General features: G+C 67.3%; 9 protein-coding genes. 2 read left to right on the top strand and 7 right to left on the bottom strand.

Annotation, left to right across the window (positions count from 1 at the left end; genetic code table 11):
- The 5 genes from DJ019_RS17395 to DJ019_RS17375 all read right to left on the bottom strand — a co-directional run bounded on the left by DJ019_RS17395 (window position 1) and on the right by DJ019_RS17375 (window position 11,292).
- The gene (locus DJ019_RS17395; protein ID WP_111277400.1) at window positions 1-5,850 is read right to left on the bottom strand and encodes a HAMP domain-containing protein; all 5,850 of its coding nucleotides are present in this window, start codon (window positions 5,848-5,850) and stop codon (window positions 1-3) included.
- A 165-nt stretch (window positions 5,851-6,015) separates the two neighbouring features.
- The gene (locus tag DJ019_RS17390) at window positions 6,016-6,648 is read right to left on the bottom strand and encodes a hypothetical protein (protein WP_133255329.1); all 633 of its coding nucleotides are present in this window, start codon (window positions 6,646-6,648) and stop codon (window positions 6,016-6,018) included.
- 241 nt (window positions 6,649-6,889) lie between these two features.
- On the bottom strand, window positions 6,890-8,137 hold the full coding sequence (locus tag DJ019_RS17385; RefSeq protein WP_111277396.1) for a spinster family MFS transporter: 1,248 nt from the start codon (window positions 8,135-8,137) through the stop codon (window positions 6,890-6,892).
- A gap of 55 nt (window positions 8,138-8,192) precedes the next feature.
- Window positions 8,193-10,418: a TonB-dependent receptor gene (locus tag DJ019_RS17380; RefSeq protein ID WP_111277394.1), complete on the bottom strand. Its 2,226-nt coding sequence runs from the start codon at window positions 10,416-10,418 to the stop codon at window positions 8,193-8,195.
- 175 nt (window positions 10,419-10,593) lie between these two features.
- Window positions 10,594-11,292: a TetR/AcrR family transcriptional regulator gene (locus tag DJ019_RS17375; RefSeq protein WP_111277392.1), complete on the bottom strand. Its 699-nt coding sequence runs from the start codon at window positions 11,290-11,292 to the stop codon at window positions 10,594-10,596.
- Between the two features lie 103 nt (window positions 11,293-11,395).
- Here DJ019_RS17375 and DJ019_RS17370 point away from each other — a divergent pair, with 103 nt between their 5' ends.
- Window positions 11,396-12,664, top strand: a complete 1,269-nt coding sequence (locus DJ019_RS17370) for a DUF418 domain-containing protein (protein ID WP_111277390.1) — start codon at window positions 11,396-11,398, stop codon at window positions 12,662-12,664.
- 6 nt (window positions 12,665-12,670) lie between these two features.
- Here DJ019_RS17370 and DJ019_RS17365 read toward each other — a convergent pair whose 3' ends face one another.
- Complete coding sequence (locus DJ019_RS17365; protein WP_111277388.1) at window positions 12,671-14,812, bottom strand: matrixin family metalloprotease; 2,142 nt, start codon at window positions 14,810-14,812, stop codon at window positions 12,671-12,673.
- 211 nt (window positions 14,813-15,023) lie between these two features.
- Between DJ019_RS17365 and DJ019_RS17360 the strand changes: the two genes are divergently transcribed.
- A complete protein-coding gene (locus DJ019_RS17360; protein ID WP_111277386.1) occupies window positions 15,024-15,776 on the top strand; it encodes a hypothetical protein in 753 nt (250 codons plus the stop codon).
- On the opposite strand, the gene DJ019_RS17355 is transcribed toward DJ019_RS17360, so the two are convergent.
- The gene (locus DJ019_RS17355; RefSeq protein WP_111277384.1) at window positions 15,768-17,417 is read right to left on the bottom strand and encodes a PP2C family protein-serine/threonine phosphatase; all 1,650 of its coding nucleotides are present in this window, start codon (window positions 17,415-17,417) and stop codon (window positions 15,768-15,770) included. The two genes, DJ019_RS17360 and DJ019_RS17355, sit on opposite strands and share 9 nt — an antisense overlap.
- Window positions 17,418-17,483 lie beyond the last annotated feature (66 nt).

Below are 17,483 nucleotides of genomic sequence, written 5' to 3'. Positions count from 1 at the left end.
TCAGCTCGCTTGCGGCATCAGGGAAACCACGCCCTCGCTCGCCAGGCGCAAGGCGTCGGCGCGTTGGATCGACACCCGCAGCACCGAGACGAGATGATCGATATCCACGGGCTTCGAGACATAGTCCGACGCGCCCGCCTGGATGCATTTCTGCCGGTCGCCCTTCATGGCCTTGGCGGTCACGGCCACGATCGGCAGGTCGGCGGAGGGCGGCCGCGATCGGATCTCGCGGATGGTCTCGTAGCCGTCCATGTCGGGCATCATGATGTCGACCAGCACCACGTCCACATCCGGCTGGTCTTCCAGGATCTCGAGCCCCGCCCGGCCGCTTTCGGCGTAGCGGATGTCGATGCCGTACTCCTCCAGCGCGGAGGCGAGCGAGAAGATGTTGCGGATGTCGTCGTCGATCACCAGCACGCAGCGTCCGGTGAGGACAGCGTCGTCGTGTTTGATCTGGCTGAGCTTGGCCTTGGCCGAGGCAGGCAGAGTCTCCACCGGCGCATGCAGCAGCAGGGCCACCTGATCGACAAGTTGCTCGGGCGTGCGCGCCATGCGCACGAGGCCTCCGAAGACGGCCAGGCGAAGGCGCCTGTCGTCATCTTCCCCCAGATCCTGGGGCGCATAGACGACCACGGGCGTGCAGCACCCCTCCGCCTGCTTGAGCTGCTCGATGAGCTGCGCGGTCGACGTCGAAGACGCCTCGACCACCACCGCGTCAGGCTGCTCGCTGGCCGGCCGGGCGAGTACGGTCGCGAACTCATCGGTGAGCTGGACGTCGGCGAAGCACTGTCGAAGGGTGTCGGCCGCCTCACCGTCTCCGCCGACGAGAACGACGCGGTGATCGGCCTTGCCGACGAAGGTCCTGACGCCCTGGAGGGTGGAAACGACCACTTCGCGCTCGACCGGCTTGTGCGTGAAACCGACCGCGCCCATCGACAGGCCCAGTCCCCTCTGGTCATCGGCCGAAATCAGGTGGACGGGAATGTGACGCGTCTCCGGCGTCCGCTTCAGGAGGTCCAGCAGGGCCAGGCCATCCATGTCGGGCAGGCCGATGTCGAGCATGATGGCGTCGGGCCCGAACCGCCGCGCCAGCGACGGGGCCGCGCCCCCTTCGCCGGTGACGACCCCCTTGAAGCCGGCGTCATGGACCAGGTTGAGCAGGATCGAGGCGAACCTGGGATCGTCTTCCACGATGAGGACCACGGCGTCCTCGGAGGTGATCAGGTCGCGGTCGTCGGCGACCGCTTCCGTCGGCTCGTCCGAGAAGGATGACGGCATCATCATCGGCCGCGTCAGGGCCGCCGTCACGCCGGGCCGCGTCGTGGTCGTCTGGGACGGGCTGAAGTTCAGTGGCAGATAGAGTGTGAAGGTCGAACCCTTGCCGGGCGTGGAGACGACCCGCAGCTCGCCGCCCAGGAGGCGCGTGATCTCGCGGCTGATGGAAAGGCCTAGCCCGGTGCCGCCATACTTGCGGCTGGTGGTGCCGTCGGCCTGCTGGAACGCCTCGAAGATGATCCGCTGCTTGTCCTCGGGAATGCCGATGCCCGAGTCTTCCACAGAGAACGCCAGCACCTGTCCCGCCGTGTTCAGGTGGTCGTTCGTCGGGCTCCAGCCCGAGTGGGCGCGCGACACCTTCAGCTTCACATAACCGCTTTCCGTGAACTTGAAGGCGTTGGAGAGCAGGTTCTTGATGATCTGCTGCAGCCGCTTGTCGTCGGTGTACATCGACCGGGGCAGCGAGGGGTCGAGGTCGACGACGAAGTCCAGCTTCCGGTCGGCCGCCACTTGGCTGAAGGTCCGGTCGGTCTGATCCCGCAGGCTGGCGAAGGACATCTCGCTGATGTCCAGCGTGACGGTGCCGGACTCGATCTTGGACAGGTCGAGGATGTCGTTGATCAGCCCCAGCAGGTCGGCGCCGGCGGCGTGGATGTTCTGGGCGAACTCCACCTGCTTGTCCGACAGATTGCCCTGGGCGTTGTCCGCCAGCAGCTTCGACAGGATCAGGAGGCTGTTCAGCGGCGTGCGCAGCTCGTGGCTCATGTTGGCCAGGAACTCGGACTTGTACTTCGAGGTGAGCGCGAGCTGCTCGGCCTTGTCCTCCAGCGCCAGCTTGGCCTGCTCCACCTCGCGGTTCTTGGCTTCCACCTGCTGGTTCTGGACCGACAGCAGGTGCGCCTTGTCCTGGAGCTCGGCGTTGGTCTGCTGCAGCTCTTCCTGCTTGGTGCGCAGCAGTTCCTCGGACTGGCGGAGCGAGGCGGCCTGCAGTTCCAGGCGGTCGTTCGTCTTCTTGAGCTCCTCCTGCTGGGCCTGGAGCTCGGAGGTCAGAAGCTGCGACTGCTTCAGCAGTCCCTCGGTGCGCATGTTGGCGGCGATGGTGTTCAGGACGATGCCGATGGACTCCATCAGCTGGTCGAGGAACGCCTGCTGCGTCTCGTTGAACTCGCCGAAGGTGGCGAGCTCGATGACCGCCTTCACCTCGCCCTCGAAGAGCGCCGGCAGCACGATGATGTTCGCCGGCGAGGCTTCCCCCAGGCCGGAGGAGATCTGCACATAGTCCTGCGGCACGTTGGTCAGCAGGATCCGCGACTTCTCGTAGGCGCACTGACCGATCAGCCCCTCGCGGAGCTTGAACGAATTGGCCAGGTGCTTGCGGTTGTTGAAGGCGTACGAGGCCGCGAGGTTGAGCACCGTCGCCCCCTCCTCGTCCCGGTCGCTGACATAGAACACCGCGTGCTGGGCGTTGATCAGCGGCGCCAGCTCGGACAGCACCAGGTTGGACACCGTCGACAGGTCCCGTTCGCCCTGCAGCATGCGGGTGAAGCGCGCCAGGTTGGTCTTCAGCCAGTCCTGTTCGGTGTTCTTCAGTGTCTGATCCCGAAGATTCCGGATCATTTCGTTGATATTGTTCTTCAGTTCCTCCACCTCGCCAGAGGCTTCGACGGTGATCGAGCGCGTCAGGTCGCCCTTCGTCACGGCCGTCGACACCTCGGCGATGGCGCGCACCTGGGTGGTCAGGTTCGCGGCCAGTTCGTTCACGTTGTCGGTCAGCGCGCGCCACAGGCCGGCGGCGCCGGGCACGCGGGCCTGACCGCCCAGCTTTCCCTCGATCCCCACCTCGCGCGCCACGTTGGTCACCTGGTCGGCGAAGGTCGCCAGGGTCTCGATCATGCCGTTGATGGTGTCCGCCAGCGCCGCGATCTCGCCCTTGGCGTCGAGGGTCAGCTTGCGCTTCAGATCGCCGTTCGCCACCGCGGTCACCACGTCGGCGATGCTCCGGACCTGGCCGGTCAGGTTGCCGGCCATCATGTTCACGTTGTCGGTCAGGTCTTTCCAGGTGCCGGCGACGCCCGGCGCCTGGGCCTGGCCGCCCAGCTTGCCCTCGGTGCCCACCTCCCGCGCCACGCGCGTCACCTCGCTGGCGAAGGCGTTCAGCTGGTCCACCATGATGTTGATGGTGTTCTTCAGCTCCAGGATCTCGCCCCGCACGTCCACGGTGATCTTCTTGGAGAGGTCGCCGCGCGCCACGGCGGTGGTCACCTCGGCGATATTCCGCACCTGGCCGGTGAGGTTGCCGGCCATCAGGTTCACGTTGTCGGTGAGCTCCTTCCAGGTCCCGGCCACGCCCTTCACCTGGGCCTGGCCGCCCAGCTTGCCCTCGGTGCCCACTTCCCGGGCCACGCGCGTCACTTCCGAGGCGAACGAGTTGAGCTGATCCACCATGGTGTTGATGGTGTTCTTCAGCTCCAGGATCTCGCCGCGCACGTCCACGGTGATCTTCTTGGAGAGGTCGCCGTTCGCCACGGCGGTGGTCACCTCGGCGATGTTCCGCACCTGGCCGGTGAGGTTGTTCGCCATGAAGTTCACGTTGTCGGTCAGATCCTTCCAGGCGCCGGTCACGCCCTTCACCTGGGCCTGACCGCCCAGCTTGCCCTCGGTGCCCACCTCCCGCGCCACGCGCGTCACTTCCGAGGAGAAGGCGTTCAGCTGGTCCACCATGGTGTTGATGGTGTTCTTCAGCTCCAGGATCTCGCCCTTCACGTCCACGGTGATCTTGCGGCTGAGGTCGCCGTTGGCCACTGCGGTAGTCACCTCGGCGATGTTCCGCACCTGGCCGGTGAGGTTGTTCGCCATCAGGTTCACATTGTCGGTCAGGTCCTTCCAGGCGCCCGCGACGCCCTTCACCTGGGCCTGGCCGCCCAGCTTGCCCTCGGTGCCCACCTCGCGCGCCACGCGGGTCACTTCCGACGAGAAGGAGTTGAGCTGGTCCACCATGGTGTTGATGGTGTTCTTCAGCTCCAGGATCTCGCCCCGCACGTCCACGGTGATCTTCTTGGAGAGGTCGCCGTTCGCCACGGCGGTGGTGACGTCGGCGATGTTGCGGACCTGGCCGGTCAGGTTCGCCGCCATCAGGTTCACGTTGTCGGTCAGGTCCTTCCAGGCGCCGCCGACGCCCTTCACCTGGGCCTGACCGCCCAGCTTGCCCTCGGTGCCCACCTCACGCGCCACGCGCGTCACCTCGCTGGCGAAGGCGTTCAGCTGATCCACCAGGGTGTTGATGGTGTTCTTCAGCTCCAGGATCTCGCCCTTCACGTCCACGGTGATCTTCTTGGAAAGGTCCCCGTTCGCGATGGCGGTGGTCACCTCGGCGATATTCCGCACCTGGCCGGTGAGGTTCGCGGCCATGAAGTTCACGTTGTCGGTCAGGTCCTTCCAGGCGCCGGTCACGCCCTCCACCCGCGCCTGACCGCCCAGCTTGCCCTCGGTGCCCACCTCGCGCGCCACGCGGGTCACTTCCGACGAGAAGGCGTTGAGCTGGTCCACCATGGTGTTGATGGTGTTCTTCAGCTCCAGGATCTCGCCGCGGACCTCCACGGTGATCTTCTTGGAGAGGTCGCCGCGCGCCACGGCGGTGGTGACGTCGGCGATGTTCCGCACCTGGCCGGTCAGGTTGGCCGCCATCAGGTTCACGTTGTCGGTCAGGTCCTTCCAGGCGCCGGTCACGCCCTTCACCTGGGCCTGGCCGCCCAGCTTGCCCTCAGTGCCCACCTCCCGCGCCACGCGCGTCACTTCCGAGGCGAACGAGTTGAGCTGGTCCACCATGGTGTTGATGGTGTTCTTCAGCTCCAGGATCTCGCCCTTCACGTCCACGGTGATCTTGCGGCTCAGGTCGCCGTTGGCCACGGCGGTGGTCACCTCGGCGATGTTCCGCACCTGGCCGGTGAGGTTCGCAGCCATGAAGTTCACGTTGTCGGTCAGGTCTTTCCAGGCGCCCGTCACGCCCTTCACCTGGGCCTGGCCGCCCAGCTTGCCCTCGGTGCCCACCTCACGCGCCACGCGGGTCACCTCGGCCGCGAAGGAGCCGAGCTGGCCCACCATGGTGTTCACGACCTTGCCGATCCGCAGGAACTCACCGCGCAGCGGCCGCTCCTCGTTCTCCATGTCCATGGTCTGGGAAAGGTCGCCCTTGGCCACGGCGCCGATCACGCGGGCGACCTCCGCCGTGGGATGGATCATGTCGGTGATCAGAGTGTTCACCGCATCCACCGAGGCGGCCCATGAGCCCTGCGCCGCCGGAAGCTTGGCGCGATGGCTGATCTTTCCCTGCCGGCCGACCACTTCGCCCAGCCGCTCGAACTCTCGCGTCATGCGATCGTTCTGCTCGACCACGTCGTTGAAGGCCTCGGCGATCTCCCCGGCCAGCCCGCTCGCTCGGGGCAGCCGCACCGAGAAGTCACCTCGCCGAAAGGCCCGCAACGCCGCCAGCAGTTCCGCCGTATCGATCTCAGGCTCAGGACGTGGCGCGCGAGGGGCCTTGGCGCGCTTGGCGGCGACGGCGGTGGCTGCAGGCATGACTTCCCCGACAACTGACAACGCGGGGAAGGTCCGGCCCCTAAAGCCAGACATACCCCCGCCCTCGCGGGGAAACGCCGCGTCTTTGGGGGAGTTCCAGCTTGGCCGAAAATTGTGTTCTGGCGGCCTCCGGGAGCGTCAGCGCCTACCCGCGCCGCCCCGGCCTCACGGCTGGGCCCGAGGCCGGACCGCCTCGATCAGCGCCGCGTCGATCCACATGCGCAAGGCCAAGCCTTCCTCGTTCACGTAGGTGACCTGCAGACGTCCCTCGCGACCCGAGGAGACCGCAAGCACGTCCCCCGCCACCACATAGGCCGTCGAACGGGAGGCGGTCGCCGAGGGGTAGAGCCGAGCCCGGGGCGCCGCCACCACCGCCAGGCCGCGCCAGTCGCCGCCCTGCGTCCGTTCCAGCCTGAGGCCGTCGCCAGCATCGGGACTCAGCACCGACGCGCACCCCGGCAGGTCGCGAACCTGGGCCAAGGTGAGCGTCACGCCGGCGCCGTCCGGCGTGAGCCGCCCACGGATCACGCCGGCCTCGCCCGCCGACCACGCAACCACCTGACCGTCGCGCCCCGACAGGAAGAAGGCGCATTCCCGCACGGGCCGGGAGCCGAGTTGCTCCCGAAAATGGCCGGTCAGGGTTCCGTCCGCGGCGATCGCGAGCACAAGGCTCTCATAGATGCCGGATTGTGGCGGCGGCGGACTCGGAGCGGCGCGGAGGTCGGGCGCCCATAGGGCCGCCGCCGCGGCCAGCCATGCGGGCCAGCGCCGACACTCAGGGGCGCGGACGCTCGTCATGGCGCCCAGACTCCAGGCCTTCGCGACCGGCGGCAAGAAAAAAAGGCCGCGCCCGGAGGCGCGGCCAGTTCATAGGGAGGAAACGCCCAAAAGGGCAGGACCCTTCTGCGCCTTTGCTGCACTGCACGCAAGCTCCAATTTCGCATTGCGGTGAAATATATCGCTGTCGGCGTCACTCTGCCGCACCGGTCGCGGACTCCGACCCTGCGCCGAAAATGCTGCACTGCAACGAGAGGTGGTTCTACTCCACCCAGTCGCGCTTCAATCCGCGGGCGGCGAGCACGAAGAGCACGGCGCTGACCACATAGAACGCCAGGCCCGAATAGATCGCATAGCGAAGGGACTCCACCCCGAACCGCGGCGTCAGGGCGTCGGACACCGCGCCGAAATACCAGGTGCCAAGTCCCAGGCCGATCAGGTTGTTCACGAACAGGAAGCAGGCCGAGGCCGTCGATCTCTGCGCCGGGGTCACCAGATGCTGGACGGCGGTGATCACCGGTCCCAGCCAGACCAGGTTCAGACCTGTCGGGATCAGGAAGAGGATGAAAGCGATCCAGAGCGTCTTGGCCTGAACCGCCAGCACGAAGCACGGCAGGGCCACCAGGAACGCGACCGCCGGCACCAGCAGGTAGGCCGCGGGCCGCGCGCGTCCGAGACGATCGCCCAGCACTCCGCCCAACCACACGCCGAGAACGCCGCCAACAAGGCTCATCGACCCCAGGAAGAGCGAGCGGTCCACGAGGTTCATGCCCAGGCTGCGCTCGAAGAAGCTGGGCAGCCAGAACGCCACGCCGTAGCCGCAAACCGAGGACGCCGCCGCGCCCAGCGAGATCAGCCAGAAGCTGGGCTTGCGGATCAGCAGCCCGACGCCGCCGGTCGGCGCGGAGGCCGGCGCGACTTCCCGTGGAGGCTCGCGCACGATCAGCCGGAAGAGCGGGGCCAGGGCGACGCCGGCGAGCCCGACGACGATGAAGGCCGCCCGCCAGCTCACCGCATGGGCGATCAGGCCTCCGAACAGGATGCCCAGCGCCGTGCCGATGGGGATACCGAAGGAATAGGCCGCCAGCGCCCTCGCCCGCTGCTCCTTCGGGAAGTAGTCGCTGATCAGCGAGTAGGCCGGCGCCACGCCGCCCGCCTCCCCCACGCCGACGCCCATCCGGCATAGGAAGAGCTGCCAGAAATTGCCGGTCAGGCCGCAGAGCGCGGTAAAGCCGCTCCACAGCGCCAGCGCTATGGTCATGATCCAGGTTCGGCTCGTCCGATCCGCCAGGGCGGCGATGGGCACGCCGAGGCCCGTGTAGAACAAGGCGAACGCGAGCCCGCCCATAAGCCCAAGCTGGCTGTCGGTCAGGCCAAGGTCCGCCTTGATGGGCCCGGCCAGGATCCCCAGGATCTGCCGATCGAGGAAGTTGAAGGTGTAGGCGATGATCAGGACGACCAGCACGACGATCGGATAGGCGCCGCGGCGCGGGCTGGCTTCCACTGTCATCCTCCAGGCAAAGAGAAGCGCCCGGCCTCTGGTGAAGCCGGGCGCTGGGGTCGCTTTAGAACTTGGCTTCGAGCGAGACCGTGACGGTCCGCGGCGGGCCGTAGTAGCCCGTCACCGAGTTGCCGAAGAGCACCCCGGCCGTCTGCGGGAAGTTGTAGCCGCCGACGCGGTACTCCTCGTCGCCCAGGTTCTTGCCGTGCAGGCCGACGCGGTAGCGGTCGTTCGCCGAGGTCCACACGAGGCTCGCGTCGAGCAGCCAGTAGCTGTCCTGGTCGAGGATGGAGGGAACTTCGAACATGTTGAACGACGAGCGGTACGACGCCGACGGGATGAAGGCGATCGAGCCGTGGTCGCCCAGGTCGTGGCGCCAGGTCAGGCTGACCGAGCCGTTCCACTTCGGCGTGTTCTGGAACACCCGCTCGTCGGCGAAGTCGCGCACCACAGGCGGGGTGCGCGTGAGGTCCAGGGCGCGGTACTCGTCGAACTCCGCCTTGGTGTAGCCCAGCGAGAAGTTCGCGAAGATGTCCTGCGTGAAGCGGGCCACGCCTTCCAGTTCGGCGCCGTAGATGTGCGACTTGCCGACATTGGCGACCTGGGAGGCGATCGAGGCGCCGACCGGCGTCTGCAGGGTGACCTGCTGGTCCTTGTACTTCGAGTAGAACACCGCCGAGTTCAGCGACAGGCGGCCGTCGAGGAAATTACCCTTCAGACCGGCTTCGTAGCTGTCGACCTTCTCGGGGTCGTAGCCGTTGATCGAGGTCGGCGTCAGGATCGCATCGGCGCGCATGTCGAAGCCGCCCGACTTGAAGCCCTGGCTGAACGACGCGTAGGTCGTCACGTCCGGGGTGATGTCGTAGCTGATGCTCACCCGCGGCGTGAACCGCTCGTAGGTGTCCGAGCTGGTGAAGTTCGACCGGACCAGGCCGGGGATGGCGGTCGGGTTGCCGAACAGCGGGCTCTTGAGCCCGGTGAAGTTCTGGCGATAGACCTGACCGGTCTTCTTGTCCTTGGTGTAGCGGCCGCCGACAGAGATCGAGAGCTGGTCGGTCACGTCATAGCTGACGTCGGCGAAGGCCGAATAGCTCTTGGTGTCCACATGGCCGGCGGTGGCGATGCTGAGGTTCGCCTGGCCGACGACGGTGTCGAAGGCGCCGGCGGCCGTGGCGTTCAGGTAGTAGAGGCCGAACACGCCCTGCAGCCGGTCGCTCGTGTAGAGCGCCTGGAATTCCTGCGTGAACTGGTGGTCGTTGTATCGGGCCGGGATGTCCAGCAGCGCGGCCGGCTCGTTGTCGAAGTCGATGACGCCCTCGGTCTCGCCGGCGCGGTAGGCAGTGATCGACTTGAAGGTCAGGGTGTCGCTGGCCTTCCATTCGCCGAGGAACGACACGCCACGGGCTTCCACGTGGTTCTTGTCGCCCGCGCCGGCGCGGGTGTCGTAGACGTCGTCCAGCACCGTGGCGGTCGGAATCGGCTGGCCCAGGACGTTCAGGCCAGGCACTTCGCGGTGGCCGTGACGCGGGTTCGACCGGTCGGTGACGATGTCGCCTGACAGGCGGAAGAACAGGTTGTCGGTCGGGGTCAGTTCGATGGTGCCGCGGGCGGCGACCACGTCCTTGTCGTAGTGCTCGGCGCCGGTGGTCAGGTTCTTGCCGAAGCCGTCGCGGTTGAACGTGGCCCAGGTCAGGCCGACGCCCAGGTAGTCGTTCACCATCGCCTTGCCCGAGGCGACGAAATCACGCTGGTCGTAGGAACCGACGTTGGCCTTGAGCTTCAGCTCGGGCTCGCCCTCGATCTTGGCGGTCACGTACTTGATCGCGCCGCCGATGGTGTTGCGGCCGTAAAGCGTGCCCTGCGGGCCGCGCAGCACTTCCAGGCGCTGGACGTCGAAGATGTCGAGCACCGCGGCCTGCGGCCGGGCGATGTAGACGTCGTCGATGTAGAGGCCGACGCCGGGCTCGAAGCCCCACAGCGGGTCCTGCTGGCCAACGCCGCGGATGAACGAGATCAGCGTCGAGTTCGAGCCGCGCGCGACCTGGACGGTCAGGTTCGGGGTCGACTGCTGCAGCGTCGTGATATCCACGGCGCCGGTCACTTCAAGCCGCTCGCCCGAAACAGCGGTCACGGCGACCGGCACGTCCTTCAGGCTCTCCTCCCGCCGGCGGGCGGTGACGGTGACTTCCTCGACCGCGACATCATCCGCAGCGGACTGGGCGAAGGCCAGGGTGGGAACGACCGACCAGGCCGCCCCCGCGAGGAGGGCGGCTTTCAGAAAGCTCTTCATATGTTTCCTCCCGACGGCGCCGGGACGTCCCCCATGGACGGAGCGGCGTCGAAGTTTTTTCACCCATGGGTGAATTAGGCGGGAGTGTTGGCGCGATCCGGCCCGATGCGCCAGAGGCCCGGGCGAACCGGCGCGGCATTTTTAATCAACTGATGAATTTGCGACACAGTGCCGCTCAGGCGGGGACCCGGCGCTCGACGATCACTTCCAGGCCGGCCGCGCACCACGCGTAGAGCCGCGCCTTCACCGCCTCCAGATCAGTTGAACGGCACAGCCCATCGGACAGCTGGTCGATGCGGCCGGTCTCGGACAGAGTCAGCATCATGGCCCCGGTGAGGAACTGATATCCCCAGTAGAGATCACGAAGTTCCGCGCCCGGCAGCGCCAGTTTGAACATGTCGATCAGCTGGCGCACCACCGGATCGAAAAACCGGTGCATGGTCTCGCCGCCCCAGGCGGGGGTGTTGTTCACCAGCGCCACGAGCCGGAAATAGTTCTTCCAACCCTCATCGTTGGTCAGAGAGCGCTCCACGAGCGGGCCGATGAAGGCCTCGATGATCCCTTCGGCCGTCATGGCGCCCGGGTGCGCGTCGGCGTAGGCCCGCATCGCCGCGATCCGCTCGTCGTTCAGGATCTCGGCCCGGCGCGCGAAGACGCTGTCGAACAGCTCCCGCTTGGCGCCGAAGTAGTAGTGGATCAGCGCCGTATCGACGCCCGCCTCCGCGGCCACCTGGCGGACCGTGACACCATAGAAGCCGTGCTTGGAAAACAGCGCCTCGGCCGAATCCAGGATGGCCTGGCGCAGATCAGGCCCCTCGCCCTTCCTGCGTCGCCCCCGGATCGCGCCGCCCGATTGTCCGTCTGCCCGCGCCATCGGCCCTCCCCTGCGGCCAAGCCTTCAGCTAGCACTGTTCGCATGCGTTGACAGCGGCGGCGCGACGTCCATCCTCCGGACAACGATAAGGGGGGAGACGACCATGACCACGGCCAGCGCCGAACGGCATCTTTCGATCGACGCCGTCCGGGGCTTCGCGGTCCTGGGGATCCTGCTCATGAACATCGTGGGCATGGGCCTGCCCTCGTTCGCCTACATCGACCCGACCCACGCGGGCGGCGCGACCGGCGCCGACTTCTGGACCTGGGCGGTCAACAACGTGCTGACCGACGGCAAGATGCGCGCCCTCTTCACCATGCTGTTCGGCGCCAGCACGGTGCTGATCGCCGAGCGCGCGACCGGCGGCGCACTGGGCCCGGCGGCGACGCACTACCGGCGGATGTTCTGGCTGCTGCTCTTCGGGTTCGCGCACGCGGTCTTCGCCTGGTTCGGCGACGTCCTGGTGCTCTACGCCCTGGCCGGCCTGCTGATCTTCCCGTTCCGCAAGTTGGCCCCCCGCACCCAGCTCGTGATCGGGGTCGTGGTGCTCGTCGCGCTGCTCGCGAAGAATGTCTGGCAGGCCCAGCAGCTGGAAGCACTGCACGCCGCCGCCAACGCGCCGGGCGCCACGGCCGCCGCGGTCAAGGCCTGGCAGGAGGTCTCCGTCGCCATCCAGGCCTCGCCCGAGGCCGCCCAGGCCGACATCGCCGGCTTCGGCGGCGACTTCGCCGCGGCGACGGCGGCACGCCTCAATATGCTGCAGCTCTTCTATTTCGTGCTGCTGCCGACCGACATGCTGCCGGAGGCGATCGGGCAGATGTTCGTGGGCATGGCCCTGTTCCGGATGGGCTTCTTCACCCTCGGCTGGTCCAGCCGCGCCTACGCGGCCATGATCGCCGTCGGGTATCTGGTCTGCGTGCCGGTCACCGCCTGGCTGGCGTCCAACATCGTCCGCAGCGGCTTCGACCCGCTGGTGCTGCATGAGCAGGAGGTCTGGCAGCAGACGACGCGGACCCTGATCGGCCTGGCGCATGCCAGCGTCGTGCTGCTGGTCGTCCGCGCCGGCGCGGCCGGGTGGCTGATCGACCGCTTCGCCGCGGCGGGCCGCATGGCGTTCAGCAACTACCTGATGACCTCGATCATCACGAGCCTGGTGTTCTGCGGATACGGCTTCGGCCTGTACGGACAGCTCTCCCGCTTCGAGCTGATCTACGTCGTCGCCGGCGTCTGGGCCTTCATCCTGCTGTGGAGCCGGCCGTGGCTGGAGCACTTCCACTACGGCCCCTTCGAATGGGCCTGGCGCTCGCTGGTCCAGTGGAAGCCGCAGCGGTTCGTGAAGGGGACCGGAACCGCTGCGCAAGGGGCGGGCTGACGGCCCTTATGCGCCGAATATCCAGCCGGTGGTGAGCGTGTCCATGGCGACACCGACCAGGATCATCTGCCCGCCGCCGCCCATGCTGATCACCGTGTCCGAACCGACCTGGGCGACCGTGTAGGTCGTTCCGGGATCGAGCATGACGCGGTCCCCCTCGGTCAGGCTGAAGTCGGTGACGCGGTCGACGCCCGCGTCGCCGAACGTGTGGAAGATGTCCGCGCCGGCCCCGCCCGCGACCGTGTCGTTGTCCCTGTCCCCCGACAGATAGTCGGCGCCATCCCCGCCGCGCAGGACGTCATTCTGCTGACCACCACGGATGGTGTCCGCGCCGGCGCCGCCTTCACACGTATCGTCGCCCAGGTTGCCGTAGACGAGGTCGTTCCCGTCGTCACCGGTCAGGAGATCGTGGTCCTTGCCGCCGACCACCCAGTCGTTGCCGAGGCCGCCGGCAGCCGTATCGTTCCCCACGTTGCCGTTGATATCGTCGAAGTCCGCCCCGCCCATCAAGCTGTCGGCGCCGTCATCCCCCCGCAGGTAGTTGGCGCCCGCCTCGCCCCGGATCGTGTCGGCTCCACCGCCGCCGAAGAGCCTGTTGGCGCCGATGTCGCCGACGATGTTGTCGTCGAACCGGGAGCCAATGAGGTTCTCGATATCCTCCATGATCTCCGTCGCGCCGCCCACCGAACGCGGCGCATTGATGGTGACGTCCACCCCCTCGGACTCGCCCGAGAAGTCGACCGTATCCACGCCGGTGGCGCCCCAGATGGTGTCTGCGCCGGAGCCCGGAATGATCAGGTCGTCGCCGCTCCACCCCTCCAGATAGTCGGACCCGTCTCCGCCGGAGAGGGTGTCGGCCCCCGTATCGCCAAACAGCTCGTCGTCCGCGGCGCCGCCCGAGAGCGAGTCGGCGCCCGCGCCGCCGACGAGGACGTCGGGCAACGCCCCGCCTTGGAGGGTGTCCATGTTGACATCGCCGAACATCGTAACGGCTTCGATGCCGGTGTAGCTGCCACCACCCGACGTCAAGTCGGCATAGCTCAGCGAGACGCTGGCGCTGGACAGGGGCGACAGCCTGATCTCGTCGTAGCCTTCGCCGCCATCGACGACGCTCCGCCCGTCCACCACGACCAGGACATCGTTGCCGACGCCGCCCGACAGGCGATTGACGCCGGACCCGCCGTGCAGCGTGTCATCGCCGCCGTCACCGTTGATGGTGTCGGCGCCCTGAAGCCCCCAGAGATCGTCGCCGTCCTCGCCACCGTTCAGCGCATCGTCGCCAAAGTCGCCATTCAGCTCATCCGCGCCGGCCCCTCCGTTCAGGGTGTCCGAACCGTCGCCACCCGACAGGGTGTCGGCGCCGTCGTCGCCATCCAGCCGATCCTCGCCCGCCCGCCCCATGACGTAGTCGTCGCCGGCGCCGGCCGTGATGACGTCCCGGGTCGCGACACCCGCCAGAGTGTCCGCGCCCACGCCGCCGGATTGGGTGAGCACGAAGCGGGCCGCATCCCAGGACCAGCTCAGAGCCTGGGCGCCATCCGTGGACGGCAAGCCGTAGAGGAACTGCGCCGCGGCCAGATCCAGCACGCCCAGGGCTGTCGCCGGCCCCCCGGTGGGGTTGTAGGTCATCACCGTGTTGGCCAGGTTATCCACCGACGGATCGAGGGTGACGGTCCCCTCGAACGGGTGCTTCAGACCGATGGCGTGACCGATTTCGTGCACCAGCGTGTCGAAATTCGCCTGGCCGACGTCCACGAACACGTCGCCGCCGATCTCGTACTCCACCGCCCCGTCAGAATAGTTGAGCACCAGCGGCTCGAACGCGAAGGCGACCGCATCCTCGATGTCCTCCGGGCCCAGCCGGAAGTCATAGGTCCCGAAGCGGATATCGCCCTGTCCCGCCGGAACTTCGAAGAACGTCAGGCCACTGGCGTCGGCCCAGGCCTGCAGGGCCTGGCGGGCGATCGCCTGTTCCGCGTCCGTGAAAGGCTGAAAGCTCTCCAGGAAGGCCGCGCTAAAGGCGCCGGCGTAGCTTGCCGAGGCGACAGCATCGAAGGAGTAGGTCACGAACGTCGGTCGGCCCGTGAGCCCAATACCGTTCCAGGAAACGCCGCTCAGGATGGCGTCATAAGTCGTAACCGTCGGCATGTATCCCCCGATACTCTGGGGGATGGACACACCCCGCCCCGCGGCAGGAAATACACCTCCTGCGGCTCAGCTTGGCAAGTTCGCTCTGACGTTGCACAGGAGAAGGGCCGGCCGTCCTCGCACGGCTGACCAGTCATCCGCCGGTTCGCCTTTGCTTCGGCAGACGCTGGCGCGATAGGGACCGACGGGAGCGCCGCCGCCGGAGATTCGCATGCTTCGCCTCTTCCTCTCCGTGGACATGGCGGGATCGACGGAATTCAAGTCGCGGCTCGGCGCGCAGGGGGCCGATGGATGGCTGGAGATCTTCCAGGCCTTCTTCACGCGATTTCCCCTGATGGTGGCCGGCCAGATCGGCTTCGAGTTCCTCGATGAGGACGCGACGCCCGCCATCGATGTCTGGAAGGTCATGGGCGACGAGGTGGTGTTCGTTTCCACGCCCCAGAGCCCCGAAGAGGTCACCTCCACACTGCTCGCGCTGCTTCGCACGCTGAACCTCTACGAGGAGCGCCACTTCCGCGACTTGCCGCTCCGGCTCAAGGCCACGGCCTGGCTGGCGGACTTCGACGGCCGGAACATCGAAATCGAAATCCCCGAACTCTCGAGCGCCGCACGGGGAACTCACCTCGACTTCATCGGCCCCGACATCGACCTGGGCTTCCGGATCAGCAAGCATGCCCCTCCTGGCGCGCTCGTGGTGTCGGCGGACGTGCTGGAGATGATCCTTGGAGCGGAAAACCGGGCCCGGGCCGATTTTCGGATCGTCGGGTCCGAGACGCTCAAGGGCGTGATGTTCGGCCGTCCCTACCCCATCATCTGGATGCTCGGCGCGGGCGAAGCCTTCGTCTTCAGCCAGACCGACGTGGAGCAGAATCCGCAGATGGCGGCGGCGGCCTCTTCCTCGCCGGCGTCGACGCACGACCTCCGCCAGACCATCGAGGCCGTTCGCCGTGAGCCGTCAGGCTGATCCGGCAGGCTCGCCGCCCTCGTAGCGTACGACGAGAATGGCGATGTCGTCGGACTGGGGCGTTGCGCCGACGAAGACGCGCACGTCCTCGGCCAGTCCTTCCGCCAGGTCGCGGGCGCCCGGCTCCCGGCGGGCGCTGGCCAGAGCCGCCTCGATCCGGGCGGTCGTGAACAGCGCATCCTCGGCATTGGTCGCCTCGGAGACGCCGTCGGTGAAGAGGACAAGCGCGTCACCCGCCTCCAATCGGAAGTTCCCGGTCTCGAACGTCGCCTCGTCAATGACCCCGAGGGCCATGCCCTTCAGCTTCGGCAGGCGCTCGACCCTGCCGTCGGCGCGGCGCACGAAGGGGGCCTCGTGGCCTCCGTCGCTATACGCCACCGCACCCGTCCGCAGGTCGAGGACGCCGCAGAAGGCGGTCACGAACATCTCAGCCGCGTTGTCTCGAGCCAGTTCGGCGTTGACCCGCGCCATGACCTCGTCGGGCGCCTGCCCTGAGAGCGCCGTCGCTTTGAACAGCGTCGTCGTCATGGCCATGAACAGGGCCGCCGGCACTCCCTTGCCGGAGACGTCGCCCACGACGAAAAACAGACGGTCGCGATCCACGAGGACATAGTCATAAAGATCGCCCCCGACCTGCTTGGCGGACTCCAGGAGGGCGTAGACGTCGATGTCGCGCCGCTGCGGGAACGGCGGAAAGGTGCGCGGCAGCATCCCGACCTGGATGTCGCGCGCCGCCGACAGCTCGCCTTCGACGCGTTCGCGCGCCGCCGTCGCGGCCTCCATCTCCACGAGGTAACGCTGGAGCCGTGCGATCATGGCGGTCATCGCCTCGGCGAGGCTGCCCACCTCGTCCCGGCGACGGGCGCCGATGGCCTCCATGGCCGCCATCTCCCGCTCGTCGGGCTGGAAGTTCCGCTGCCCCATGTTGCGGGTGAAGTCGGTCAGCCGCATCAGCGGGCTGACGATCCGGTCCACGAGCAGCCAGCCGAGGGCCATCGAGAGCGCGAACATCGCGATACCGACGCCGACCGACATCCGAAGCGCCTGGACCAGGCGGGCCTGCACCATCCCCAGCTCGACGTCGGCGCCGACCACATAGGTCCGGCCGTCGGCGCCGCGCACCGGCAGATAGATGGAGCGGAAATCCCCGAACGCGTCGCTGTACTCGTCGAATCGTATGCGCCCGTCCCGGAAGCTGCGACGCAGCTTGGGCGGCGCGGTGTCGTAGAGGGCGTAGAAGCGGGTCTGGGCGCCCGTGCTCAGCTCACGCGGCGTCGCGCTCGTCGAGACCGTTCGGATCTCCTCGCCGAACTGCATGTAGGTGTAGACGTAGGCCAGATCAGCGCGCGCGGCGAACCGCGAGAGGCGGGCCTGCAAGGCGTCGAATTCCTCCTGAGGAATGGAGTCCGCGCCCTGGATCCGCGCGTGATAGGCGTCAGGAACAATCTCGTTCGCCGCCAGCACCGCGGTACGCAGGCGACCATCGATCCCGCTCATGATCTCGGAACGGTCGACCGTGTAGAGCACCATCGAGTAGGCTACGGCCGCAACGAGGTTCAGCACGAGCAGCAGCAGGAGCAGCTGGGCCTTCAGCCCGAACCGCCAGCGGCGACGCTGGGTCTCTCCGGCGGCATGGTTCATCGCTTGTCAGGGCCCATGAGGAATGCGTTCGCGAATCCGAAGCTAATCCATCGGAACTTCGGCGCA

Origin of the sequence: Phenylobacterium kunshanense (assembly GCF_003254525.1) — a bacterium.
In the GTDB taxonomy this organism is placed as follows: domain Bacteria; phylum Pseudomonadota; class Alphaproteobacteria; order Caulobacterales; family Caulobacteraceae; genus Phenylobacterium; species Phenylobacterium kunshanense.
The sequence above is the reverse complement of the archived record's forward strand: the minus strand, read 5'-3'. Positions and strand labels throughout refer to the sequence as shown.